Source organism: Hallella colorans (assembly GCF_003096815.1).
Classification (GTDB): Bacteria; Bacteroidota; Bacteroidia; order Bacteroidales; family Bacteroidaceae; genus Prevotella; species Prevotella colorans.
Window position 1 is genome coordinate 31,684 of record NZ_QENY01000009.1, and the last position, 26,054, is coordinate 57,737.

The window sequence follows — 26,054 nt, forward strand, 5'->3', positions numbered from 1 at the left end:
GCCATTTCAATGTTGCCCGTACCCAAATAAAAACTTGTCAACCGGGCCAATGCGGTTATCTTGTCGCGCTATACCTCGTCACCTTGGCCCGGTTTCACCCTTACGGTGCGGTTGGGCTCTATGTACCACAAATATCCGGACACATTGCCGTAGCCCATCTCGCGCAACAAGGCCATGTATCCCCTTACCTGCGCGTGGTGCCTGCTCATCTCCTTGCCTGTCTTAAAGTCTATCACGATCATCTCCTCCTTATTATATATCACGCGGTCTGGACGGTTTTTCTTGACATTCCCGTTGCTTTTGTCGTATGACAAGATATTGCGCTCGTTTAAAACTTGCCATTCGGGGGTGAACCATCGAGCTACTTCCGGCTTGGACAGTCGGTCGTCAATCATCGCCTTGAGCTTCTGGCGCGTCATGGGCTTGCCGTACAACACGCCATCAAACTCCAACTTGTCTATAGCCTCGCTCACGTCGTCGGCAGTCACGATCGAGGCCAGTAGCGCGTGCAATATGTTTCCCGTCTGGATATATGACTGTCTTCTCTCGTTTTCATCCAAATCGTCTTGGGGCGTCACGAAGTTAACGCTGTCATTGCTTTGCCTGAAAATGGCCTTGGTGTCATAGTTCTTGACAGGTATTCTAACCCCTTGCTCGGCCTGCTCAAAAACGTTGCTCGTGGCTTTTGTCTTTTCCTCTCGCGCGGGGCATAGGGTTCCAAACTGAAACGTTGTGACATCATCCTCGCCGTTTTCCAAGGTGTGCCCCGGAAGTATGTCGGCCAATTTGACCCTTGGCCCATCTTTGTCAGCGTCAATTTTTTCAAGTGGGTTGGGCCCCTCGAACTCGAGTACCTTGCCTATTAAGGTAGAGGGGTATTCCGCTCGGCCTTTTTTCCCAAACACGAAGAGATTGCAACCGGCGCGCGTGAAAGCCACGTAGAGCAGGTTCAGGTTGTCCACAAGGTTTTTCAGGTGCTCGCTTTGATATTGCTCGCGGTATATGGAGCCCATCAGCTTGTTGGTGTAAAAATTCACGGGCACCAACGGCAGCTCGTTGTAAGGGGCATGTTTGGGAGCCACCCATAGCACGTCGGTGCTCATCTCTGTCTTCCAGTCGCAGAAAGGTATAATCACGTTCTCAAACTCCAATCCCTTGCTTTTGTGTATGGTCAACAGCCTCACGCCATCCACCTCGTCGCTCTGAATGGATTTGTCTGCTATGTTTTCATCCCATTCTTTCAAGAAGTCGTCTATGCCTGCCACGTATTCTTGCGCGAAGTCGGAGAGCTTGTCGAAAAAGGCGCAAACGTATGCGCTCTGCCCTTCCAGCTCTTCCAAATTGAAAATATGATACAGTTTCTCAGCCAAATCCACAAGTGGCGTGGACAGGAGTTCGTCCCAGCGGCGTGTCATTTCTTGTGGAAGCTGCTCGTAAAGCTCGTTTTTCCCGGCAAATATCTCGCTGTCTGGCACGCGCTCGGCATTGCCTTTTATTTTGCGGTAGGCTTTCACGAGCGCGGCGGCGGTGAGCTTGTCGTTTGGGTTTGCCAGCAAGCGCATAGCCCTTACGATGGTGTTTACGGCAAGCGAGGCTCCGAGTCGGAACGCCTCGTCAGACACCATGGGCACCATCGTGGGCTCACCGTTCAGCTCAATGGCGTTTTGTTGGAAATAATTGGCAAGCATCCTGATATGCTTTCGATTTCTGGCGAGGATGGCTATTTTCCCCGGGCGAATGCCGGCCGACAGCAACTCTTCCAGCGTGTGGCCAACCTCCATGATCATTTGTGTCTCGTATTCCTTGGCAGGTATCAACCGAATGGTCACAGACCCGGCGGCGCTCTCGTCCATTTGGGCTTCTTTGGCCGACACACGCTGCACCACGTCGCCATACGCGCGCGCTGTGTCTTGGGCCTCGAGCAGCAAGGGCGATGGAGCGTCGCCAAGCTCGAGGGTGGCTATGGCGTCGTCGGTGGACAGCCGTGACGCTATTTTAAAAAAGACATTGTTAAACTGTATGATGTTTCGTTTGGAGCGATAGTTGGTGCTCAAGGTTTTTATCTCTATCCTGCTGTCGTTTTCCGGCGTGAGGTTTTGCAGCAGGTGCCAGTCGCCATTGCGCCACCTGTAAATGCTCTGTTTCACGTCGCCAACTATCAGTGAGCCGTTGTTGTGCGCGAGACAATCGTCCAGCAGCACCTTGAAATTGCTCCATTGCACGGTGCTGGTGTCTTGAAACTCGTCTATCATAATATAGCGTAGCCGCGCGCCTATCTTCTCGTAGATGAACGGAGAATCTTGTTTGTCTATAAGATCGTTGAGCAGTTTTTGGGTGTTGGAAAGCGGATAGTTGTTATTGTCGGCGTTGATGCGTCTCACCTCTCTCTCTATCCTTCCGAGCAATCTCAGCTCATTGATGTTGCCCAATGTAAGATCGACCGACCTTACCACTACGCTTTGTCGCTCTCGCTCCTCTTCCGTCCGACGCAAGAGCGGCCCTATCTCGCTGATTATCACTTGGCTGGTTGGATTGTCCTCGGTGCCTTTCCTGACCAAGCAAATGGGGTCCTCGATGGCTTTGGCCACATACGAGTTGGGCATTTTGTCGTCCGTGAAATTGCCTGCGGCTATCTTGGCGTAATAACCGGGCACGCCTTTGCCGCCTTGGAAGAAGTCTTTGTCCGTGATGAGGCGCTCGTCCACTATTTTCCGATACTCTGCGGCTAAGGCTTCCATTGTTTTGTTGGCCTCGGCTCTCATGGTCCTGAGCTTGTTGGTGTATCGCTTGAAGAACTCAGGGTCGTCCATGATGCGCCTTAGCTCTCGCTGGTGCTCTTTGTAAAAATCCTTGAAGATATTCTTGCCGAAGTTTTTTATTTGCCCAATGACATTCCAATTTTTTTCGTCGTCTATTTTTTCCGTGACAAAATCCATGACCCACGTGAGCAGTGGGTCGTCGTCGCCGCTTATGTTCTCAATGATATTGTCCACGGCCCGCTCTTCCACCTCGCTGTCGTTCAGGGCCACCGTCAGGTTGGCCGTCAGCCCAAGCTCCCGCGCGAGATTGCGCAATATGCGCTGGAAGAAGCTGTCTATGGTCTCCACCTTGAAATAATGGTAGTTGTGCAGCACAAGATCCAAAGCCTCCTTGGCTCTTTGGCGTATCATGGTGTCTCCCATCTTTGGAAACGCCTGCCGCATGCAGTCCATGTAATCCTCAGAGTCTGGCAGCGCGTTGCCTATGCCGTAAAGTTGCCCCAATATGCGGGTCTTCATTTCCTCGGTTGCTTTGTTGGTAAAGGTCACTGCCAGAATGTTGCGGTAGTTTTGTGGGTTTAGCACAAGCAACTTGATGTATTCTACGGCCAGCGTGAAGGTTTTGCCACTGCCGGCACTGGCTTTGTAAATGGTGATGGGTTTGGTTGACTCTGTCATGAGGCTGATTTGCGCGGCTGCGATATTATGATGACAAAGGTAGCTTTTTTAGTTGGAATGGCCAAAAATGCCAGCTCGCTATTTAGCCCTTGCGCCCACGGAGGGTATGGCGTAATTCGTGGCGCGACGTTTCCGCATGGAAATTGTCATGAAAACTTCACTAAAAACTTGTCATGGAAAAAAGATGAAATAGAGAAAAATTAGCATCAGTTTGTAAATAATAAGTCAGACCGCTTCTCTTTTTTCATCGTTCATTTTCCCATGGAGCACTATTCGTATTGTCTTTCGTACCTATTCGCATTGTGTTTAAGCATTTTTGGCGTGTCGTTTAAGCGCTAATGCTGGCTCGATAAGATACCAAACGCGGCGACATCAGAAAACTATTTGATATGTTTTGAGTAAATATCCGCATAACATTCTTATATATAGCCATTTAATAAAAACTCTAATTGCTGGCTTTATTTTGAGAATTTGATTTGTTATTTTCAAGCAAGTGAAGCACGAAGAGGTCTTTGTCATATTTTTTCGCACATGTATGCCCTGCGCCACATTTACGCGTAAAGGCTATGTCAGAATGCTGTCGCTTGCCAAAGGCCTGGCCTTGGTGCGCATCTCCAAAACCCCCTTTGATGTGGGGTGGGTTTGTTACCGTTTACCAACAAGGGCTTCATCCAAAAGCTGGATATTCAAGTGCGCTCGTTAACTTTTTGTCAGAACCATCGGATAACTCGATAATTTTTCGTAAGTTTGCATATTAAACTGATAGAATTGTCACATGGGATTATTCGGATTATTCAACAAGAAAAAAAAGGAAACGCTCGACCAAGGGTTGGAAAAGACCAAACAGAACGTGTTTAACAAGTTGGCGAGGGCCGTGGCAGGAAAGTCGCAAGTGGACGATGACGTGCTCGACAATCTCGAGGAGGTGCTCATTTCCTCTGACGTTGGTGTGGACACAACCTTGAAAATTATCGGGCGCATTGAGGCGAGAGTGGCTCGAGACAAATACGTTTCTACGTCAGAGCTTCACAACATATTGAAAGACGAGATAGCCTCGCTGCTCACCGAGAACAGGTCTGAGGATAATGACAATTGGGATTTGCCCGCCGACCATCGCCCATACGTCGTGTTGGTGGTGGGCGTGAACGGCGTGGGCAAAACCACGACAATAGGAAAGCTGGCCTATCAGTTTAAGGCGGCGGGCAAGAAAGTGTACCTTGGTGCCGCGGACACTTTCAGGGCTGCCGCCGTGGAGCAAATATCCATTTGGGGAGAGCGCGTGGGGGTGCCGGTCGTGAGGCAGCAGATGGGGTCAGACCCGGCCAGCGTGGCGTTTGACACGCTGCAGAGCGCCAAGGCCAACGGCGCCGACGTGGTACTCATAGACACCGCAGGCAGGCTGCATAACAAGGTGGGGCTGATGAACGAGCTTAAGAAAATAAAGGACGTGATGAAAAAAGTTGAGCCCTCGGCGCCCGACGAAGTGCTGCTCGTCTTGGACGGCAGTACCGGCCAAAACGCTTTTGAGCAGGCCAAACAGTTTGCCGCCGTGACGCAAATCACGTCATTGGCTATCACCAAGCTCGACGGCACCGCCAAGGGTGGGGTGGTGATAGGCATTTCAGACCAATTGAAAGTGCCTGTGAAATATATAGGCTTGGGAGAGAAAATGGAAGATCTGCAACTCTTCAATCGCAGGGAGTTCGTGGACTCGCTATTCTGACAGGATGAAGAAAAATAGAATAGATATCATTACTTTGGGTTGCTCAAAAAACCTTGTAGACTCGGAGACGCTCATGCGCAAGTTTGAGAACTTGGGCTATGAGTGCGTTCACGACCCCAAGCGGGTACAGGGAGAGATAGCCGTTATCAACACTTGCGGCTTTATAGAAGCAGCCAAAGAGGAAAGCGTGAACACCATCCTTGAGTTTGTAGAGGCCAAGAAAGAGGGACGCTTGGGGCAACTGTACGTTATGGGATGCCTGTCGCAGCGTTACAAATCGGATTTGGAGGCGTCCATACCAGAGGTCGACAAGTTTTATGGAAAGTTTGATTACAAAAACCTTTTGGCAGACCTTGGGCCGTCGACCGTGCAAGCCAGTGAGCCCACCACGTTCATGGAGCGGCGTCAAACGAGCACGCTGAGCCGAAAAATTACCACGCCCAAGCATTACGCTTACGTCAAAATAGCCGAGGGATGCGACCGCCACTGTGCCTATTGTGCCATACCGCTGATCACGGGCAAGCACGTGTCGCGAAGCATCGAGGATATTTTGCGAGAGGTGGAGGGTCTTGTCGCCGACGGCGTCAAGGAGTTTCAGATTATCGAGCAAGAGCTTACCTATTACGGCGTAGACCTTTACGGCAAGCCCCGTATAGCGGAGCTTGTGAGTCGTATGGCTGATATCAAGGGCGTAAAATGGATTAGACTACACTACGCCTACCCAAACCAGTTCCCGCTGGAGTTGTTAGACGTGATGCGCGAGAAACCCAATGTATGCAAATATTTGGACATAGCGTTGCAGCACATCTCGGACAACATGCTCACACGCATGCGCAGGCATGTCACCAAGGCGGAGACGGTGGCCTTGGTCAAGAAAATACGCGAGGCTGTACCCGGCATTACACTCCGCACCACTTTGTTGGTGGGATTTCCCGGCGAGACAGAGGCCGATTTTAGAGAACTGGTCGATTTTGTTCGCGACACGCGCTTTGAGCGCATGGGAGCCTTTGCCTATTCGGAAGAAGAGGGTACCTACTCGGCCCTCCATTACGCTGATGACGTGCCAGAAGAGGTAAAGCGTCGACGCATAGATGAGTTGATGAGCGTGCAGCAGAATATCAGCAAAGAGATAGAAGCCGCAAAAGTAGGCAAGACACTGAAAGTGATCATAGACCGGCGAGAGGGCAATTATTACATCGGGCGAACGGAGGCGTGCTCGCCCGATGTGGACCCCGAGGTGCTTATTCCGGTGGGGCGTCGAAGGCTGAGAACCGGATTTTTTTATGATGTGAAAATAACCGATAGTGAGGAATTTGACTTATACGGAGAGGTATGAATAACAAGGAATTTATCGCGGACTTGGCTCAACGGGCTGGATATACGCAGGCCGACACACAAAAAATGGTAACGGCCTTGGTAGAAGAAATGGGAGAGCGCTTTGAAAATGGCGACAGCGTGCAGGTCACCAACTTTGGAACCTTCGAGGTAAAAAAACGCTTGGAACGTATCGTTACCAACCCGGCGACGCAGCAACGTATGCTTGTGCCACCCAAGTTGGTGCTCAATTTCAAGCCGGCCGCATTGCTAAAGGAAACTTTAAAAAACTCATAATAAACGTGTAGAGCATGAGCAAGTTATATAATAGAGACCTGGCCAAGGTGCTTGCCGCAAAGTTTAAGCTTGACAGAGGCGCCGCGGAAACGTTTGTCAACTGTTTTTTTGATTCCATAAACGATGGGCTTAAATACGATAGACAGGTGAAAGTGAGAGGGCTTGGCACGTTTAAGGTTACGGCTGTGGCCGCTCGCAAGAGTGTGGATGTGAACACGGGAGAACCCATCGTCATAGAGGGGCGTGACAAAATAAACTTCACCGCGGACACTTCCATGCGCGATCAGGTGAACCGCCCATTCGCTCAATTTGAGACGGTGATGGTGAATGATGGGGTGAATTTTGATGAGATAGACGAGAAATTTGCCGAAAGTATGATAGAACAGGATGACAGCGAAGAAAGTGATGAAAAAGATGTAGCGAAAAATGAAGTTGCTAAACAAACGGAGGAACTATCTGGAGATGAGACGCCAAACTTGGCGTTGACTGCCGGAAACGCCTCTGACAAAGAGGAGGCAGGCAAGACAGAGAACGCGAGTGTGGATGAGGCTGAGGAGGTTGTCGACGAAGAACGGGGAGTCATGCTTAACGAGACAAGCCCCGACGCAACGGAGAGTGAAACTGTGCGAGACTCGGGGAGCGACCCTTCCGCGTTTGAACCTACGAAAGACGATGCTGAAAAATCTTTTGCTGAAGAAGAAGACTTGCCGTCGGAAAATGGGCATGACGATGATATTATCGAACATTCGGGCGACCAACTAACTCTTTTGAACCAAGACGACGTACAGGAGGATTGCCAGAAGCAGGCTGTAACAACTGCGAAAAGCGAGATGGAGAGCGCCGACATGCAGGATGGAGTACAGCCAACAGAACTTGATAAAATAAACTCTTCACTCAAAATGGATGCACCCGTAGAGGTAGAAGAGGCGGTAAAAACAGATAGCGTAGAGCTTGAATTGGTAAAAAAGCGAGCGACAGAGCTACAAGAGGCGATGGGGCGTCAGCACAAGTTTGTAAAATTGTTGGTTGTTGCGGGAGTCGTTTTGTTGGCTGTTTGCATAGGCACCATTGCTTATTTAAGTTCACAATTGGCCAAGCGTGACAATCGAATACAACATCTTGAAGCTGAGGAGAATATGCCAGTTAATACCTATTATGGTGACACGGCTTCTCGAGCCGTGGCTCTTGAGCACTTAAAAAAGCAGGAAACGGCTGATAGCATGAAAACGGCGGCGGTGCTGTCGGAGTCTCAAAAAGAGTTGGCAACCCCTGTCGCGACAACGAAGCAAAAAGATAACTTGGAAAAATTGTCCTCAAACGCTAATAAAAAAAGACAGTTATCAAATGATGCGAACGTGGCACAAGCCGAAAAAAAGAAATTGCCTGCCCAGTCTGACGAAAAGTCAAAGCGTCAAGTGCAAGTCTCCAATGTCTCTAACTATGACAAGGATGCGCGAGTGAGAACGGGCGCATACAAAATTATAGGCATTGACCGAACGCTGACTGTACGTAAGGGACAAACCTTGCGCGGCATCAGCAATGCGAACCTTGGCCCGGGAATGGAATGTTACGTTGAGGCGGTAAATAATGGCCGCACGGAATTTAAAGAGGGTGAGAAAATAAAAATACCCAAGTTGCAACTGAAAAAACGCTAAACGCGCGGGCTGGTCGCCATTTTTCCATGATGAGCTCAGGATGGTGGCCTTGGTATTTGCGCGTCAGTGTTTACAGGTGGGATAAGCATTGTCGGCTGCTGGTCAGTGTATTAACGTGAGGCAGCACCAATCGTCCTCAGTCAGTCTGTGCGCTTCGCGCAATTTTAGTTGCGCCGCTTTTTCTAAAATAATTTTGGCATCTTCTTGATAAAAGCCGCTGAGAATGAGTTTGGCGTCGGGGGTCATTATCTTGTTAAACGTAGGCATATCCTGCAACAATATGTTGCGGTTTATGTTAGCCATGACCACATGAAACGGCTTGTCCATGCCGTCAAGCACTTTGCTGTCGCCATGAAGCACGGTCATATTGCCTACGCTATTCTCTTTGGCGTTGTGCGTCGCGTTGCTCACGCACCACTCGTCAACATCATAACCGAACACTTCTGCCGCGCCAAGTTTTGAGGCCGTGATACCAAGAATGCCCGTGCCACAGCCACAGTCGACCACTCGTTTGCCTTGGATGGGGATGCCAAGAAGCGAGCGTATCATCATGCGCGTGGTTTGGTGGGTGCCCGTGCCAAACGTTTGGTGGGGCAAGATGGATATGGGAACCGCGCCGTTGGGAACTTGGGGCGACTCTCGCCGCGTGTCGTATATCACAACCTTGTCGTCAATGTTAATAGGTTCAAAGCCCGCTTTTTCCCATTGCTCGTTCCAATTTTTGCTCTCGACACTATGTAATTGGTAGGTGACTGTTGTGTGCTCGAGTGGGAAGTCGGCAATGTTAGCATCTAACAATGACTGTTTTAACGCCGTTTTTTGAACGTAACCATTCAGTCCCCGGCTCGTGCTCTCAAAGGCTTCGAACCCTGCTTCGGCCGAGATGTCGGCTAAAAGGTCGCGTGCCACTTCTAAAAGAGCGGACTCGCAATTGATGGTAAACTCCGCAACTATATACTCCATGCTAAATCTTAAATTATATTGCAAATTTAAACAAAATAGGGAAAAACCTACCACGGTTTAGGGTTTTTCCGTATATTTGTAGAAAAATAAACGGTATGTTTGTAGCGTTAAAATGGGTTGACAAGGAAGACCCATCAGTGAAAACAATGTAATATATAAAATGTAAGGAGTGAGAATATGAAAAAGTTGATGATGCTTTTAGTCTTTGCAGGAGCGTTTTCCACACAAGGCATGGCTCAAAGTGACGATCTATACTTCGTGCCTGAACGTATGCCTAAATCTGTTGAGACAACCTCCTCTAACGACAAACCGGCTTATTACCGCGGCGCCGACTGCGGTGTTGACGAGTATAATCGCGCGGGCAAGTTTCGTAGTTACTATCAGAAGATAGGAAACGACTCATTGGGCAACGACATTATTGTGATGCGAAATGGTAAGGGTGTCTACCCTGACACGTCATACGTGGATACAATGTATGTCTATTCTGACGCGCCACAGTTTGACGACGATTATTTTTACACTCGCAGGATGAGCCGCTGGGACGATTTTTATGACCCTTGGCTGTATGGTTACGGGGCATGGCGTTACGGATGGTACAACCGATGGTACGACCCGTGGTACTATGGATATAGAGGTTGGTACGATCCTTGGTACATGGGATATTACGGTGGTTGGTACGATCCTTGGTATTATGGATATGCTGGATGGTATAGCCCGTATTACATGAACTGGTATGGACGGCCCTGGGGATGGTATGGAGGTGGTTACGCTCGTGTGAGAGAGGGTAATCCGAGTGGCTTGACGGGCGACCGTACATGGAGTTTTGAAAATAGAGGCCCTGCCACTGGCTATGGAAGATTTGGTAGAGGGTATAGTTATAAAAATGGCGCAAGCACAAGCACCTATACCAATCGGAGTGCGCGAAATCGCTCTTTTGGTAGAAGGACAAACTCGACGTGGCCCAATACTATGAACAGTAGAAGCAATCGGCCATTCGATCAAAGCAGGAGCGTAACACCATCATACGGCAGTGGTTCGCGTGGTTTTGGTGGTACATCAGGCGGTAGCTTTGGCGGTGCCCGTTCTGGCGGTGGCGGTTTTGGCGGCGGACATGCCCCAAGTACTGGCGGCGGACACTTTGGCAGGGGAAGATGATAATAATAATACTTTAAAACATATACTGAAAACGATGAAAACGAAATATATTGGGTTAGCAGCTATGGCCTTGTTATCAATCCCTATGGCTGCCCAAGAAACCTATCAAGACACGAAATTGGTGGACAAAGACCTTAACGGAACCGCTCGTTATGTTGGTATGGGTGGAGCCATGGAAGCTTTGGGCGCGGACATTTCAACCATTAGTACCAATCCTGCGGGCTTGGGACTGTTTCGGTCAAGCCAATTCGCGATATCTGGTGGCATGGTTGCCCAACAAGATGCCACGACGTCTCCAGCATACGGTAGGCTTGGAATAGATATCAAAGGTAATAAAACCAATGCGAGCTTTGACCAAGTGGGATTGGTTTATTCGATGAGATCTGGACGATATAAATACTTGAATGTGGCTTTCAACTACCACAAGAGTCGCAATTTCGACCAAATACTTACTGCCGGGGGTGCCTTGAGGAATGCGTCGCAGAACAAACTGTCGGCTGTAAAATACCCTTTCGCGGATAACTATAACTGGAATGGGGTGGACGCTAACTATAAAAGTTTGATGTCACCAGTACTTGATGATAAAGGCAAACAGGTGGGGATGGATTACCTCAATGGCACGGCTTACCTGTTTGGACAGTATCAAAAGGGATACATTGGCGAATACAGTTTCAGCCTTAGTGGCAATGTCAGCAACCAATTGTATCTTGGTGTGACGTTCGGTTTGCGAGACGTGAACTATCGAAGCAATAGTTTTTATACGGAGAATTTAGAACATAATGCTGATGTTCGCACATGGGAGGATTTACAAATAGATGGTAATGGCTTTGACATCAAGGCTGGTGCCATATTCCGTCCGGTGGAAAACTCACCTTTCCGAATAGGCGCTTATGTCCACACCCCTACGTGGTACGACTTGAAATTGAGAGGCGCCAACGATATTACGATGAGGCAGGATAAGCAAAGCGTGGATAAAGGCCAGCAGGCTGAATATGATTTTAAAGTGTACACACCGTGGAAATTTGGCGTGAGCTTTGGACATACCATTGGCCAGCAAGTTGCCATTGGTGCTACATACGAATACGCTGATTATGGCACCATGGACAACCGTGTGAATGATGGTGGCTACTATGACTATTGGGATGGCAGGTATTATGAGAATACGATTAGTGATAATGGCATGAATGACCACACGAAGGCAACGCTAAAGGGTGTTAGTACCATAAAATTGGGTGCCGAATATAAGCCAACAGTTAATGTGGCAATCAGATTGGGTTATAACTATTTGAGCCCGATGTTTGACAAAAATGGCTTTCGTGACGGCAGTATATCCTCGCCGGGAAGTGCTTATGCCACATCGACAGACTACGCTAACTGGGGCAGCACTAACCGATTCACATGTGGAATGGGGTATGCCGTGAAGAAATTTTACGTTGATTTGGCCTACCAATACTCACAAACAGATGGCACTTTCTACCCATTCATGAGTTATTACGCGGAGAAATCCAAAGAGAGCCAAAGCAATATCGTTGACGGTGTGAGCGTAAACAACAAGCGCCATCAACTGTTGCTAACGTTAGGATATAAGTTTTAGGCTAAGCTATCAGTATGTGATGCTCGATGATAAATATATGCTGTAAAATTCATATTTTTATATTTTAGATTTACATTAAATATTTTTTTTATAGGATATGTCGTGAGACGTGTCCTATTTTTTTTGTAACTTTGTCTATAATTATTTTTATTAACCGATATACAAATGACGAAACGACAATTCGTTCTCATCATCCTGATGATGACATTATTGGTGTGCCATGCGCAGAAACGCCAGTTCAGGGGAGCTTGGATACAAGCCGTGAACGGGCAATTTCAAGGTATGTCAACGGCAGCGATGCAACAAACACTGGTTTATCAACTTGACGAGTTGCAAAAAGACGGCGTGAACGCCATCATCTTCCAAGTGCGACCGGAGTGCGACGCGCTTTATGCCAGCAAGATAGAACCATGGAGTCGGTTTCTAACGGGGGTGCAAGGCCGCGCCCCACAACCGTATTGGGACCCATTGGAATGGATGGTAAACGAGTGCCACAAGCGTGGAATGGAGCTGCACGCGTGGATAAATCCTTATCGCGCCAAGACTAAGGGCACTAACCAATTGGCTGTGAACCATGTCGCAAAGTTGCGTCCAAACTGCTATTTCACATACGATAATCAATACATTTTAAACCCCGCGCTCAAAGAGAATCGTGATTATATCTGCATGGTGGTTGATGACATTGTGAGCCGTTATGACATTGATGGGCTCCATATTGATGATTATTTTTATCCCTACCCAGCTCCGGGGCAGTCCATACCAGACCAACAATATTATATGACTGACCGTGGAGGTTTTGCCACCATTGGCGATTGGCGAAGAAACAATGTCAACCTGTTTGTGAAACAACTGTCTGAAACAATCCATAAACGTAAGCCGTGGGTTAAGTTTGGCGTGTCTCCCTTTGGTATTTATCGTAATAAAAAAACAGATCCGGTGAATGGTTCTGAGACCAATGGCTTGCAAAACTATGACGACTTGTACGCAGATGTGCTGCTATGGGTGAACAATGGGTGGGTGGATTACTGTGTGCCACAGATATATTGGCAAATTGGACATCCTACGGCAGACTATGCCACGTTGATAAAATGGTGGGATAAGCATGCGTCCAACCGGCCACTTTTTATTGGGGAAGATGTTGAGCGCACGACCAAATACGCTGACCCTTTAATACCTACCAGTCACCAACTGCCCGCGAAATATAGATTGCACCAACAAACGCACCATGTGAACGGAGTGGTTTTGTGGTACGCCAAAGCCGTGGTAGATAATATTGGTAATTACGGATCGGTTTTACGCAATTATTATTGGAAATATCCTGCCCTGCAACCCCGTATGGAGTTTATAGATGACAAAGCTCCCAAGAAGCCGCGTAAGCTAAAAGCATTGTGGACCAGTGACGGTTATTTTTTGTTCTGGCAAGCGCCAAGGGGAAAAAAATGGAATGATGTCGCTACAAAATATGTGGTTTATAAATATGACGCAGGTGAAAAGATTAATATAGAAGATGTGTCTAAGATAGTGGCAATAACAAGCCAGACATTTATTAAATTGCCTTATGACAATGGGAAAACCAAATATACCTATGTGGTGACTTCGATTGATAGGATGTCTAATGAGAGTAAGGTGAAAAAGAAAAGGGTAAAACTTTAAATGATCAATATCACAAAATAAAAGTGTTAAGGCATGGCGGAATTATTTCCATGGTGTATTTACCAATGCCTGAAAAGTTCAAAGCCAAACTTGCACCCAAACGTCGTGTTGCCTTTACCATTGCTTACAAATACACCGCATGAGAACAAACGAGTGGTAAATCCATATCCAAACTCCATGTACGGATGTATGTTTTTTACGTCCAATACGGACGCATAAACACGCTCCATCTCCATAAATCGCCCTATCCAAGGTAGCCAACTCAAGAGCAGCATAGGACTTTCGTAGGTCACATTAGATCGGATATAATATTCAGAAGTGTTGTAAGTCTCACTCCGCAGCAACTCAAAATGTCCGCTCCAGTCATCGTTCCATCCTCCTGGAATATTGTTCTCTTGAAAATTCTCATAGTTCAGGAAGTAAGCGTCATCATCTTTCCAAGTGTAAAAGCCAGTGCCAAACCGCATTTGTATCGACTTTAATTTATGAATTCGATAGATGTATTCGGCGTTGAACTCACAACGCTCGTAAGCGGTGTTCGACTTGAACAAACGCTTAATGCTCCTGTCATAATCGGCCGTGAATATGGGGCCCCTCCATCCCCACGGACGATATTGCAGCTGTATGAGCGGTGCCAAAGACCGATAACGCCATTGTCTGCCCAACAACTCGAAAGCCTTTCGGTTAACAGCTACTCGTTTTTGATAGAGAACACCTATTTGTAGGCCAAATTTTTCAGATATTTCGTTATTGTATATAAGCCGAACGTCGGTTTGCTTAAATTCGTTCAGCAAATCAAAGTTGGGTAGGTTTAGCCCTGTGGTATCAGGGTATTGTTGCTCGACACTTCGTTTGACAGACTGATGGCTAATGTGATTTCCATTGCCAATCTCTAACTTGAGGAAGCCGTTTCTTCGTTTGTTAAAAAAATAATAAACAGGTAACCGATAATAAAACTGTTGCATCTTAAAAGCGTATCCAGCCATCATACGTGCCGAAAACTCACTGTTGGGCGTGAATTGATAGCTTATGCGTATGTCTGTTTTATAGGTAAAGCCGCGTCGATGGTCGTAACCCATATACAAAGGATTGAGCACGGGGTCCAGACGAATATACCCTTGGTTGTTGATCCCGAAGTTTGTCTTTATTTGGTTGAGTACATTGTCGCCAATCATGTCCCACAAAATGATTTTTGCCCAATCTTTCTTCTTGGGCTGTGTATTTTTTACAGCTGCTATGGAGTCGTGTTCATGCTGTTGTGTAAACATACGTTCGTACAATGCAATATCACCTTTTGTCAGTGTGTCTGGTCGTACAAGGCACATCTTTTGGAAGTCGTTTTCATTGCCAATGCTATCTTGTATCATTTGAGGAAGATTGTAATAAGCAAGAAAATTGGCTGTCACTTTGTTGCCTATAAAGCAGAAACGTGTTCTCAAAGCGCATTTTTGAGGTATCAGAGAGTGATATCCCGAATTACCCATTTGTATGTTGAGCTTAAAGGATATCATGTCAAATTCACCACGGATGTCACATTCTATGACCCGCCCTGACGTGATATCAACAGAGGCTTCGCCAGTGATTAGTTGTGTGTTCTTGCGTTTTGGTTTGAAAATGACACGCGCTATGCAGCCATTAATATGCTCGATGGCGTAATGGTAGAAATGTCTATTTTTCCAGTTGAATGGTGATATGATGTTGCCATCGATAATCGTCTCGTTGTAAATGGCAGGTGTTAGATACTTGGCAAGGATTGTCATGGCACTTCGCCGATGGGGTATCGTTGTTGTTCGAAGAAGCAGTTTGGATGTGTAATCTCCGTTTTTTTGCAACACAATACGACTGTATGTTTCGCCAATGTATTCCCTTTCGCCACTATATGCGATGGCATACACGCTTGGTACCAGCATGAGAGTGGGATTTTTTCGCTCTACATTCAGTTTGAAGCGGGTATAGGCATACGATGTGTCTTGCCTGATGGCAGTACTGTCGATGGAAGAAGCATACTGAAAGACACGACGCATGATGTCGCTTCTCGAATGTTCTGCGGACATTGCTGGCATGCAACATGATACGATTAAGATTAAAGTTAAAGGTAATCTTGCCATATCTCTTGCGTCTGAAAGTCTTTTTTCTTTTCGGTTAATATGGGAAAGGTTTTATAACAGCAGGTGCGCGTATGCCATATATGTGGCGTATTATTGTGTTAGCTGTTGTGGTATTTGCAAACAGTCCACAATAATCGAAAAGTTATTGTGGACTGTTTATCATGTGACATACGCTGCGATCTCAAAGAGTTAGTTCATTCATGTTCTCAATATGAGCGTGCGATGATGACACGACATTTAGCAGGTTTCCCGCTAACCATATCTACGCCTTCTGTCTGCTCGTAACCAAAGGGCACACATCGGATGGTGGCTTGCGTGTCTTCCTTGATTTTTGCCTCTGTTTCGGTTGTTCCATCCCAATGGCACAAGAAGAACCCACCGTCTTTAATACGCTCTTTGAATTCCTCGTAGTTATCACATTCATAGATATGGTTGTCGCGATATTGACGAGCTTTCTCAAATATTGTCTTTTGAATGTCAACAAGTAAGTGCTGTACATGATTTGCAACACCCTCAAAAGGCAAGATTTCTTTTTCTAAAGTGTCGCGTCGCATTACCTCGACAGTACCATTCTCGAGGTCTCGGGCACCCATAACAAGCCTGACGGGCACACCCTTCAGCTCATAGTCGGCAAATTTAAAGCCAGGACGCTTGTTGTCAGAATCGTCGTATTTAACGCTAATGCCCATTTTTGTCAATTCCTCCATCAGAGGGTTAATCTTTGCCGAAATAGCCTCAAGTTGCTCCGCATTCTTGCTGATTGGGATAATGACAACTTGTATTGGAGCCAATTTTGGCGGCAGCACCAGGCCGTTGTCATCAGAGTGAACCATAATCAGCGCACCCATCAAACGGGTTGAAACTCCCCAACTTGTGGCCCATACATACTCGGGCTTGTTCTCTTTGTTCAAGAAGGTAACGTCAAAACTTTTGGCGAAATTTTGTCCGAGGAAATGACTTGTCCCACTTTGCAGAGCCTTTCCATCCTGCATCATGGCTTCGATGGTATAGGTGTCTAATGCTCCTGCAAATCGTTCCGTTTCGCTCTTAACTCCTTGTACCACAGGTACTGCCATCCAATTCTCCGCAAAGTCGGCGTAAACGCCCAGCATTTTTTTTGCTTCTTCTTGCGCCTCTTCTGACGTGGCGTGAGCCGTATGCCCTTCTTGCCACAAAAATTCTGACGTGCGCAAAAAAGGCCTTGTCCGCATTTCCCAACGCATAACGTTGCACCATTGATTGCAGAGGATAGGAAGGTCACGATATGATTTTATCCAATTTTTGTATGTGTTCCATATCATTGTTTCCGACGTTGGACGGATAATCAGTTCCTCCTCGAGCTTTGCCTCCGGATCCACGGTGATGCCTTTTCCATCCTCAGTGGCCTTGAGGCGATAGTGAGTAACCACCGCGCTCTCCTTGGCGAAGCCTGCAACGTGCTCGGCTTCTTTGGCGAAGAAGCTTTTGGGGATGAGCAAGGGAAAATAAGCGTTTTGCACACCTGTGGCCTTGAACATCGCGTCAAGAGCTGCTTGCATCTTTTCCCATATCGCATAGCCGTATGGCTTGATAATCATACATCCACGAACAGGCGATGTCTCGGCGAGATCTGCCTTCATCACCAAGTCGTTATACCACTGACTATAATTGTCAGCGCGCTTGGTTAAGTCTTTTAATTCTTTTGCCATTATTGTGTTTTGTCTTATTTGTAAAATTCTTTTTTAGGGATTTTCCTATCATAAAGTAGGCTAATTCCCATGATAATAATCTTTTTAATATCTAAATTTGTCGCAAAGTTACTAAAAAAAAACATTATTATAGGGTTTCCTATTAAAAAAAGGACTAACTTTGCATAAAGACATTTTAAACAAAATTGATTATGAAAAAAATTAAAATCGCAACAATGGGTTTATGTATGCTCACCATTTTTAGCTGCTCAACTAAACAGGGTACGGGTTCTCTTATCGGTGCTGGCGGTGGAGCATTGCTCGGTGGTATTATAGGCAAGATAGCAGGCAATACCGCTGTGGGAGCTGCTATAGGTGGAGCCGTGGGTGCAGGCACTGGCGCTATTATCGGAAGACACATGGACAAGGTGGCTGCAGAGACGGCATCGCAGGTAGAAAACGCCAAAGTGGAGGAAGTAACCGATGCCAATGGTCTGAAAGCCGTTAAGGTAACGTTCGATTCTGGCATCCTTTTTAATCTTAATCAGGCTTCGTTAAACAACACCAGTAAGAACGAGTTGGCTAAATTCTCTAAGGTTTTGAAGAAAAACGCAGATTGCCATGTTGATATCTATGGATATACAGACCGTTCTGGCAACGATGCCATCAATGTGCCATTGAGCCAAAAACGTGCACAGAGCGTGGCCGATTATCTCAACGCGTGTGGAGTAAGTCGCTCACAATTACAAAACGTTGAAGGCCGAGGAAGTCAAGACGAGATAGAGAACAAACGCGTTTCGCATGTTAACCGTCGAGTGGAAGTCTATCTATATGCCTCCAAGGCGATGGTTGACGCAGCAGAATCTGGTAGGCTTAACTAAATCTTTTCATAATAATACTGTTTGTTGGGGATGCGTGCGCCATGGCTCGCATCCCCCTTTGGCATGAGAATATTGATGAAAATCATACGATGGGCTTTGAGCTTGTTTTTCGCTTCTACGATATTGGCGGTGGTGGCCATACGTTTCATACCCGTATTTGTCACACCATTGATGGTGATACGTTGCTTCCAAAACGGCAATCTCACCATGCATCACCGCTGGATACCCTTGGATGAAATGTCGCCCCATATGCCAGTGGCCGTAATGGCAAGTGAGGATTCACGATTCTTGCTACATCATGGCTTTGATCTTGATGCCATAGGCAAAGCTGCCAAGCGCAATCTTTCGAGCTCAACGACCCACAAATACGGTGCCAGCACCATCTCTCAACAAACAGCCAAAAATGTTTTTTTATGGCCTGGAAGGTCGTGGGTGAGAAAGGGCTTCGAGGTCTATTTCACGGCGCTGATAGAACTTTTTTGGAGTAAGCAACGCATCATGGAGGTTTATCTCAACTCCATTGAGATGGGCGATGGTATCTACGGCCTGTCGGCTTGTGCACAATACAATTTTGGAAAATCCGCCCGCGATCTATCTCGCAACGACTGTGCGCTTATTGCGGCTACGCTGCCCAATCCGCGTCGTTTCTCGTCTAAAAACCCCAGTGGATACATGCGCCTTCGACAACGCCAAATCAAGGCCAACATGAGATACATACCTTCTTTTCCAAAGGAGGGAGAAGACTATGATCCTCACACTGCCGTTGGGGGCACATACCGATAGGGTCACAACATAAAAAAGTTTGTAAAAAGGATATAACACTCCATGTTTAAGCAGATCGGCCTTTGGATTAAACATGGCATCCATATAATTATTGTGCCTCCAAGCGCATACCACACCATAATTTGAAATATAATATACGATGCTTACAGAACAAGAACTTCTCACCCAGCTCAATGAAAGCCAGCGCGAGGCTGTCACCTATTGCGATGGACCACAATTGGTCATAGCGGGGGCTGGTTCTGGGAAAACCCGCGTTCTCACTTATAAGATAGCATGGCTCTTGGCTCATTACGACATCAAGCCATGGAATTTGTTGGCGCTTACCTTTACCAACAAAGCCGCCAAGGAGATGAAATCGCGTATAGGCCAATTGGTAGGCGACGAGCGAGCACGCTATTTGCAGATGGGAACATTTCATTCCATATTCGCTCGCATACTACGCGCGGAAGCTCAATCCATAGGCTACACTTCTGATTTTACCATATACGATGAGCAAGACTCGCGCTCACTGATCAAAAACATTGTCAAGACCATGGGTCTTGACGACAAGACATACAAACCAGTGGCTGTCCATTCTGCCATATCAATGGCCAAGAACCGGCTGTGCCTGCCCACACAATACGCAGACGATGGAGAGCTGCTAATGCGTGACAGGCAGCGCAATATGCCGGAAACATTCAAGATCTATGTCACCTATCAGCAACGTTTGCGACAGGCCAACGCCATGGATTTTGACGATTTGCTAACCCTGACCCACCAAATGCTCAAAGGAAATCCAAGTCTTCGAAAAAAATACGCAGAGAGGTTCCAATATGTTTTGGTGGATGAATACCAAGATACTAATTTCGTACAACAACAAATTGTGACCTTGTTGACCAAGGACAACGGGCGCGTATGTGTGGTGGGCGATGACTATCAGAGCATCTATGCTTTTCGTGGGGCCAAGATAGACAATATATTGAATTTTAAAACCATATATCAAGGAGCTAAAATTTTTAAGCTGGAGCGCAACTATCGTTCCACGCAGATGATCGTGTCGGCTGCTAACTCGCTGATGAAGCACAATGAGCGGCAAATTCCCAAAGATGTTTATAGCAAAAACGAGGAGGGCAATAAGATAACCGTTTGGGAGACTATATCCGACAAACGCGAGGCGGCTATCGTATGCCAAGAGATCAAACGCATTAAGGCCGAGGAGCGATGTGCATGGCGAGATTTTGCCATTTTGTATCGTACCAATGCTCAAAGTCGGCTATTCGAGGAGGAAATGCGCAAGCCCGAAGTGGGCATGGGCAACCATTACCGCATTTATGGAGGGCTAAGCTTTTACCAACGCAAAGAGGTGAAAGACTTATTGGCTTATTTTCGGCTTGTTGTCAATCCGAGTGACGAGGAGGCTTTTCGTAGGATAATTAATTATCCTACACGTGGGATAGGTGACACTACGTTGCAAAAAATTGTTGTCGCGGCACAAAAAAATGGCGTAAGTCTATGGGAAGTAATTTGCCATCCAGAGCCAAATGATCTAAGTGTCAACAAGGGAACTTTAGGAAAACTATCTCATTTCCAATCCCTTATCAATGAATTCATAGAAAAAAACAAGACGATGGACGCTCTCACGTTGGGAAACGAGATAGTGGAGCGATCGGGTATCAAGGCTGACCTGGCCACCGATCCCACTGCTGAGGGCGATAGCCGGCGCCAAAACCTTGACGCGTTGCTGTCCGGGATAGCAGAGTTCGTGGCGTCACAACAGGAGGATGACCATGCGAACCAAGTTGGATTGGCAGACTATCTCTCCACCGTCTCGTTGATGACTGACATAGACAATGATGACAATTCCGAAGATAAGCTCACCATGATGACCGTACATGCTGCCAAGGGACTGGAGTTTCAAACTGTGTTTGTCGTTGGGATGGAGGAAAATATTTTTCCCAGTATGATGTCTACGGGCAATCTCAAGGAACTGGAGGAGGAGCGTCGCTTGCTATATGTGGCCATTACTCGCGCTAAAAAACATTGCTATCTCACATGGGCGCACACGCGATGGCAATATGGCAAGATGAACAGTTTCGTCAATCCAAGTCGTTTTTTGGAAGACATAGACACCAAATTTACGGCGAGCAGGACGGAAAGCGGCCGATTGATGGGTGACTTTCAAGACAGCGCTCGTCCGTTATGGAATGACGATAGCAAATCGAACCTATACGGTCGACATTCTTATGGGCGGTCCACGGCATATTACCAGCGCAACGCGGGGATGCAAAACTCTCACCCTGTGGCCAATCAGTTCATGGCCGACCCCAAGCCTAAGCTAACGTCTCCTCATCGCCCCGAGCAAGCTGTTAACCCATTCTCACCATCTTTCCAAGAGAAATTAAAGCAGGCAGGCAGTTGGAATCGTGTGTCCAAAGCTATGGCCAATGGAGTTAAGGCGCATACTGACGCCACCACGTCAAAAAACATTGCAACCCCACACCTTGCCAATTTGGACAGTCTCAAGGAGGGGCAAGTGATAGAGCACCAACGTTTCGGTCGTGGTGTTATTGTCAATGTAGAGGGCAATGGAGAAAATACCAAAGCAACAGTAGACTTTGAGACCACTGGTAGAAAGCAACTCCTGCTTAAATTTGCCCGCTTTACAATCGTGGGATAATCTTTTTTTGTGGGGCGTCACTGTTTGTCGTCGAGACAAAAAAAGATACAGACAATATCAGGTGTGATTGGAAAAGTCATGCGAGGAACAGTCCAAAAGCACCAGCAATCGTTTGCTGTCAGATAGGAACTCCTCTATGCTCCAATGTATTTGATTCGCATGGAGTTAGAGAGATCTGGTTGCAATTAGATCATTGTTCCCCATGAGGATTGTTATAAAGAAGCAATATTAATAAATATAGACACTAATGCGAATATTGTCAGCGTAAACAAATATACGATTGATGGCAACCGCATGAAAAGATTTTTACGTTGATGGTTTACGAAAGTCTGTGTTATGTCTTTATTATATTTTCTTAGAAGCAAGAAAATAATGGTGGCATTGATAAATCCCAGAGACATACCAGCCAATGTGTCGCCCAAATAATGTACACCAAGGTAAATGCGTGAGTAGCACATGAGAATGGCCCAAACTATCATTGTCAAATTGAGCAATCGATTTCGAAAAATAAATGTGAGAAAAAAGACTAATCCCCAGCAATTGGCCGCATGGGCGGAGGGAAAGCCATAGTAGCCACCTCTGTATCCACCGACGATATGTATCATGGATGATATGGGGTTGTCCAAGTTGGCAGGGCGCATGCGTCCTATAGCATGACGTAATACGGAGGAGCTCATTTGGTCGTTCATGAATAGAAGCAAGACCATCGCAGCCAAGCAAATTGCGCAAGGTTTCCAATGAAAATTCCGAAACATGGCAATCATAAGCGACAAATAAAAGGGTATCCACACAAATTTGCCAGAGTACAACATCATGAAGTTGTCCCAGTAAGGCGAGTGTATACCATTGATTAGTAATGTGATGGATGTATCCCAATCTATGAGCGCTTGAAATATGGAGAGTGCTTGAACTGTCATTATCTTGATGCAATATCGTCAAAAAGTATCTGTGTATAGGCTTTGCCTAAGGATAGGTTTTGGCCTTTTCTATTTCCAATGTCAACAACGGCCTTGTCACGATGGTGGTCGTAAATAAGCTCGTTGTCATCATTGATAAACCCAAAGCCATCGTTAATCATAAAGTAAGCGAAATGTGGTGTCAATTCGTTGAATATATCCTTGCTGAACCTCAAGTCGCGATGTGACAAGCCAAGTTGGGACAGCAATGTGGCGGCTATGTCCTGTTGGGACGCGTAGGTGTTTACTGTCGTATGGCTCGAAATGGCGCCACCTGTCCAGATCATGGGTATGTGGTATCGCCATGAGGCAAAATTATCTATGTCGTATGGCCAAGCCCCCAAGTGGTCGGGTACCAATATTACCAAAGAGTTGTTCCATCTGCGTGTTGATTTAAGGTGCTTGACAAATGCGCCCAAACAACTATCTGTGTACAGGAAAGCATTCAAAGCCTTGTCTTTGAGACGATGACTGGGTACGTCAAATGGCTCGTGGGAACTGGATGTCTGTATGACGTGGAATATTGGTTTGGCAGATCGCTCTTCGCGCATGTCTGCTTGCACCCGCCTGAAAAGCAAGTGGTCAGGAACTCCCCATTTGCTCATTCGGTCAGAAACTGGGAAATTTACATCTTCCACAATGTCATTAAATCCTTGGTTTACCAAGAAAGACCGCATGTTGGTAAAATCCGCGTCTCCACCATAATAGTATTTCAAAGACCAACCAGCTTTCTTTAAATGCTCAGACAAGGAAGGGATTGCCGCTGTTTTATTGGGGAACTTCATCAAGCTCACCGTGGAGGGCGATGGATAGCCTAAGAGAATGGAGACTAATCCACGATCTGTTCGAAAGCTATTGGCATAGAAACGAGAGAAATACAACCCTTCTTCTTTCAGCTTATTTAGGTTTGGCGTAACACCTTTTGTCTTCATTATGGTGTCAGAGAAACTCTCGAGAATGACCAAATAAATGTCAGGTCGTTTCGTGGTAAGCATGGTTTTGGGCGCAGAGCTTGATGGTCGTGTCAGCGTTGATGCCAATTTGCGAGCCATGTCATTGTCCATGAAACGATACATGTTGGCAAAATCTTTTTGATGCGCCAGACTTTCCATCAGAGAGAAAAGTGGGTTGACAGCGGCATGGTTTAGCGTTTGGTTATCCGAAAAATACACTCTGCCCGTGTTCATGGATGAAACAGAGATGCCTCCACGAATGGGCAAGAACAACGACGCTACAAATAACAACATGATTATCGATGTCCACATGCCCAAATGCTTGAAAATCGTAAGGTCAAATGATTTTCGCAAAAATCTGAACAGCCAGCATGTCAAAAGAAACACGCATAGCGTGCTAAACAATCCTAACAATGCTTGCCACCACTCCACACTGGCTATTGCGTCTGTGGGAGAGGAGGTGATAAAAAAAATAGGTGTCGCGTCTAATGGAAATCCCCAATATTTATAGAGCGCGCAGTTTGCCGTGAAAGCCAACGATACGATGATGGCGCAGATAGTAACCCAGCATCGGTAGAATTGTAAGAAAAGTTGAGCGCCACGTTCCGTATGGAAGATACGCAGTGGAAGTCCACTCAGCAGCAGCAATAAAGCGGGCATGGTGGAGAGATAAGCTGCCATAGATATATCAAGTGGCAACCCATGCCATGTCACTGACAACACATGCGAAAATCCTCTATCGTAGACAAGTAGAAATACAATTTTTTGCGAGATAAACACTAATAGCCACAGCAAAAAAAAGCATAGTAAGAAAAGTAATTTTTTTCTTAAAATCGAAAAGGATTTCAACATCTTTTTTATTCAAAGGGCCAAAATATTATTTTACCATCTCGATGCAATTCAAACCATGGTTCTTCGTCTCTCAAAGAAATGTCATCATATTCAAATGGCGCGACAATCGTGTCGTTGTAATCTGAGAGCACCAGTCCCATTTTGCCATCCTTTTCTGCAATAATGGGTATAGTTCGCAAATCGTCTACGTAGACATATGGCGTGCGTAGAAAATCGTATTGTGGAGAAATCAATATTTTGCCTTGATGGTCTTTGATGCCATATTTGCCGTTTTGCTCAAAGACTTTATGAAATTGTAGGTATTTACCTTTCATTCTATCCTCGTAAAATCGCATTGTTTCTTCGTGGCGTAACATATCACAAAAATATGGGTACGAATCGCAAAAATTTGCGAAAGCCCTTGCCAAGAGCATACGCCAATCTAAATCGTTAACAACTTTACGATTGAGATCGATATATTTTGCCATGGCGTCTTCGCGAGCTGGAATATCAAGTTGGCTTATACGATGCTCAAACTTCTCCAACATAGAAAGAGATCCATGCATTGCTTTGATATAGCGATGTATTTGACGCCCCATCTCTGCACAAAAAAACTTATCGACTCGTTGTATTTCTATTTCTTCTCTAAATATTCCTTCCATAGTTATCACTCTAAAAAAGATAGAGAAATATATTTCCCTTAAAATTAGTTATACTGCAAATATACAAAGATAACTCCACAATGCCAAGAAAACATTGTGAAATGTAAGTAGAAACCAAATATTTTCATGCTGTATGAAGGTCTCCGATAATGCTTTTCTTTATGGTATAAAATGGCGAACCTTAAAAGTTGGCCTGCCCGATATTTGGTGTGATAGGTATTTCTTTCTATATAACAGATAGTTACAGAACAAGATTCCAAAGAGAGAACTTTTGCACAGCCAATTTATAAAACAGAAGTTCGTAAGCCCTTATTTACGTGGTATAAAGAATTGGCTACGGCACTTTTACCTTTGAGACTATAGACCCTTCATGCTTGTTAGATTTTTAGACAAGGAACGACATTGTTATCTTAGGTTCTAAAAGTAAGCCATTGCTTTTAATTTCGGAAGACCTAATAAATTATCCCATTATTTGGGTATCAACATAGAAAAAGTATGATTAGCATGACTTGTGCCATTTGAGATAGTGGCACTTCGTCAATATTTTCTTATGTCAGTATGTTTAATCATATATTTTTCAATCATTGCATCAAAAAACTTCCGGAAATCGTCAGCCATACAAAATATTTCAGTAACTTTGTCCTCGGTGATCATAGTGATTTTTGTTTTTAATCATTTGTATTTCAATACCTAAAAGTTATAATAAATATCGCTAACCACTAAATTAATAGACACTTATAATTCGCCGAACTTACGTTAAGTATTA

Annotated in this window: 18 protein-coding genes and 1 pseudogene; 11 read left to right on the plus strand and 8 right to left on the minus strand. The window is 45.9% G+C overall.

Annotated features, from left to right (window positions below):
* Window positions 1-68 precede the first annotated feature (68 nt).
* Window positions 69-3,437: a UvrD-helicase domain-containing protein gene (locus C7379_RS05900; RefSeq protein ID WP_116616447.1), complete on the minus strand. Its 3,369-nt coding sequence runs from the start codon at window positions 3,435-3,437 to the stop codon at window positions 69-71.
* Between the two features lie 27 nt (window positions 3,438-3,464).
* On the opposite strand from C7379_RS05900, the gene C7379_RS12835 reads away from it, so the two are divergent.
* From C7379_RS12835 to C7379_RS05925, 5 genes are all read left to right on the plus strand, one after another.
* Window positions 3,465-3,641 (plus strand): hypothetical protein, encoded by a 177-nt coding sequence (locus C7379_RS12835; RefSeq protein ID WP_207773401.1) that lies wholly within the window; start codon window positions 3,465-3,467, stop codon window positions 3,639-3,641.
* A 571-nt stretch (window positions 3,642-4,212) separates the two neighbouring features.
* On the plus strand, window positions 4,213-5,160 hold the full coding sequence (ftsY, locus tag C7379_RS05910; RefSeq protein WP_036892119.1) for a signal recognition particle-docking protein FtsY: 948 nt from the start codon (window positions 4,213-4,215) through the stop codon (window positions 5,158-5,160).
* Between the two features lie 4 nt (window positions 5,161-5,164).
* Window positions 5,165-6,496: a 30S ribosomal protein S12 methylthiotransferase RimO gene (gene rimO / locus C7379_RS05915; protein WP_116616449.1), complete on the plus strand. Its 1,332-nt coding sequence runs from the start codon at window positions 5,165-5,167 to the stop codon at window positions 6,494-6,496.
* A complete protein-coding gene (locus tag C7379_RS05920; RefSeq protein ID WP_116616450.1) occupies window positions 6,493-6,771 on the plus strand; it encodes an HU family DNA-binding protein in 279 nt (92 codons plus the stop codon). Before rimO ends, C7379_RS05920 begins: the two co-directional genes overlap by 4 nt.
* Window positions 6,772-6,785: 14 nt before the next feature.
* On the plus strand, window positions 6,786-8,426 hold the full coding sequence (locus tag C7379_RS05925) for an HU family DNA-binding protein (RefSeq protein WP_116616451.1): 1,641 nt from the start codon (window positions 6,786-6,788) through the stop codon (window positions 8,424-8,426).
* 102 nt (window positions 8,427-8,528) lie between these two features.
* Here the strand turns inward: C7379_RS05925 and prmA are convergent, their stop codons facing one another.
* Complete coding sequence (prmA, locus tag C7379_RS05930) at window positions 8,529-9,389, minus strand: 50S ribosomal protein L11 methyltransferase (RefSeq protein WP_116616452.1); 861 nt, start codon at window positions 9,387-9,389, stop codon at window positions 8,529-8,531.
* Window positions 9,390-9,566: 177 nt separating this feature from the next.
* On the opposite strand from prmA, the gene C7379_RS05935 reads away from it, so the two are divergent.
* The 3 genes from C7379_RS05935 (at window position 9,567) to C7379_RS05945 (ending at window position 13,791) form a co-directional block, all read left to right on the plus strand.
* The gene (locus C7379_RS05935) at window positions 9,567-10,544 is read left to right on the plus strand and encodes a hypothetical protein (protein ID WP_116616453.1); all 978 of its coding nucleotides are present in this window, start codon (window positions 9,567-9,569) and stop codon (window positions 10,542-10,544) included.
* 34 nt (window positions 10,545-10,578) lie between these two features.
* Complete coding sequence (locus C7379_RS05940) at window positions 10,579-12,138, plus strand: OmpP1/FadL family transporter (RefSeq protein ID WP_116616454.1); 1,560 nt, start codon at window positions 10,579-10,581, stop codon at window positions 12,136-12,138.
* A 165-nt stretch (window positions 12,139-12,303) separates the two neighbouring features.
* Window positions 12,304-13,791 carry a glycoside hydrolase family 10-like protein gene (locus C7379_RS05945; RefSeq protein WP_116616455.1) on the plus strand — a complete coding sequence of 496 codons (1,488 nt, stop codon included), beginning with the start codon at window positions 12,304-12,306 and terminating at the stop codon, window positions 13,789-13,791.
* A 59-nt stretch (window positions 13,792-13,850) separates the two neighbouring features.
* On the opposite strand, the gene C7379_RS05950 is transcribed toward C7379_RS05945, so the two are convergent.
* Complete coding sequence (locus tag C7379_RS05950) at window positions 13,851-15,845, minus strand: DUF5686 family protein (RefSeq protein WP_243406726.1); 1,995 nt, start codon at window positions 15,843-15,845, stop codon at window positions 13,851-13,853.
* Between the two features lie 260 nt (window positions 15,846-16,105).
* On the minus strand, window positions 16,106-17,587 hold the full coding sequence (proS, locus tag C7379_RS05955; RefSeq protein ID WP_116616457.1) for a proline--tRNA ligase: 1,482 nt from the start codon (window positions 17,585-17,587) through the stop codon (window positions 16,106-16,108).
* A 191-nt stretch (window positions 17,588-17,778) separates the two neighbouring features.
* On the opposite strand from proS, the gene C7379_RS05960 reads away from it, so the two are divergent.
* The 3 genes from C7379_RS05960 (at window position 17,779) to C7379_RS05970 (ending at window position 21,886) form a co-directional block, all read left to right on the plus strand.
* On the plus strand, window positions 17,779-18,447 hold the full coding sequence (locus C7379_RS05960; RefSeq protein ID WP_116616458.1) for an OmpA family protein: 669 nt from the start codon (window positions 17,779-17,781) through the stop codon (window positions 18,445-18,447).
* A gap of 63 nt (window positions 18,448-18,510) precedes the next feature.
* Window positions 18,511-19,230 (plus strand): monofunctional biosynthetic peptidoglycan transglycosylase, encoded by a 720-nt coding sequence (gene mtgA / locus C7379_RS05965; RefSeq protein ID WP_116616502.1) that lies wholly within the window; start codon window positions 18,511-18,513, stop codon window positions 19,228-19,230.
* 139 nt (window positions 19,231-19,369) lie between these two features.
* The gene (locus C7379_RS05970) at window positions 19,370-21,886 is read left to right on the plus strand and encodes an ATP-dependent helicase (RefSeq protein ID WP_116616459.1); all 2,517 of its coding nucleotides are present in this window, start codon (window positions 19,370-19,372) and stop codon (window positions 21,884-21,886) included.
* Between the two features lie 212 nt (window positions 21,887-22,098).
* Here the strand turns inward: C7379_RS05970 and C7379_RS05975 are convergent, their stop codons facing one another.
* The 4 genes and pseudogenes from C7379_RS05975 to C7379_RS13200 form a co-directional block, all read right to left on the minus strand.
* Window positions 22,099-22,803 (minus strand): phosphatase PAP2 family protein, encoded by a 705-nt coding sequence (locus C7379_RS05975; protein ID WP_116616460.1) that lies wholly within the window; start codon window positions 22,801-22,803, stop codon window positions 22,099-22,101.
* Window positions 22,803-24,476, minus strand: a complete 1,674-nt coding sequence (locus tag C7379_RS05980) for an LTA synthase family protein (protein WP_311438073.1) — start codon at window positions 24,474-24,476, stop codon at window positions 22,803-22,805. Before C7379_RS05980 ends, C7379_RS05975 begins: the two co-directional genes overlap by 1 nt.
* A 176-nt stretch (window positions 24,477-24,652) precedes the next feature.
* Window positions 24,653-25,288: a WG repeat-containing protein gene (locus C7379_RS05985; RefSeq protein ID WP_116616462.1), complete on the minus strand. Its 636-nt coding sequence runs from the start codon at window positions 25,286-25,288 to the stop codon at window positions 24,653-24,655.
* Window positions 25,289-25,828: 540 nt separating this feature from the next.
* Window positions 25,829-25,942, minus strand: a pseudogene (locus C7379_RS13200) (transposase); the annotation flags it as partial.
* Window positions 25,943-26,054 lie beyond the last annotated feature (112 nt).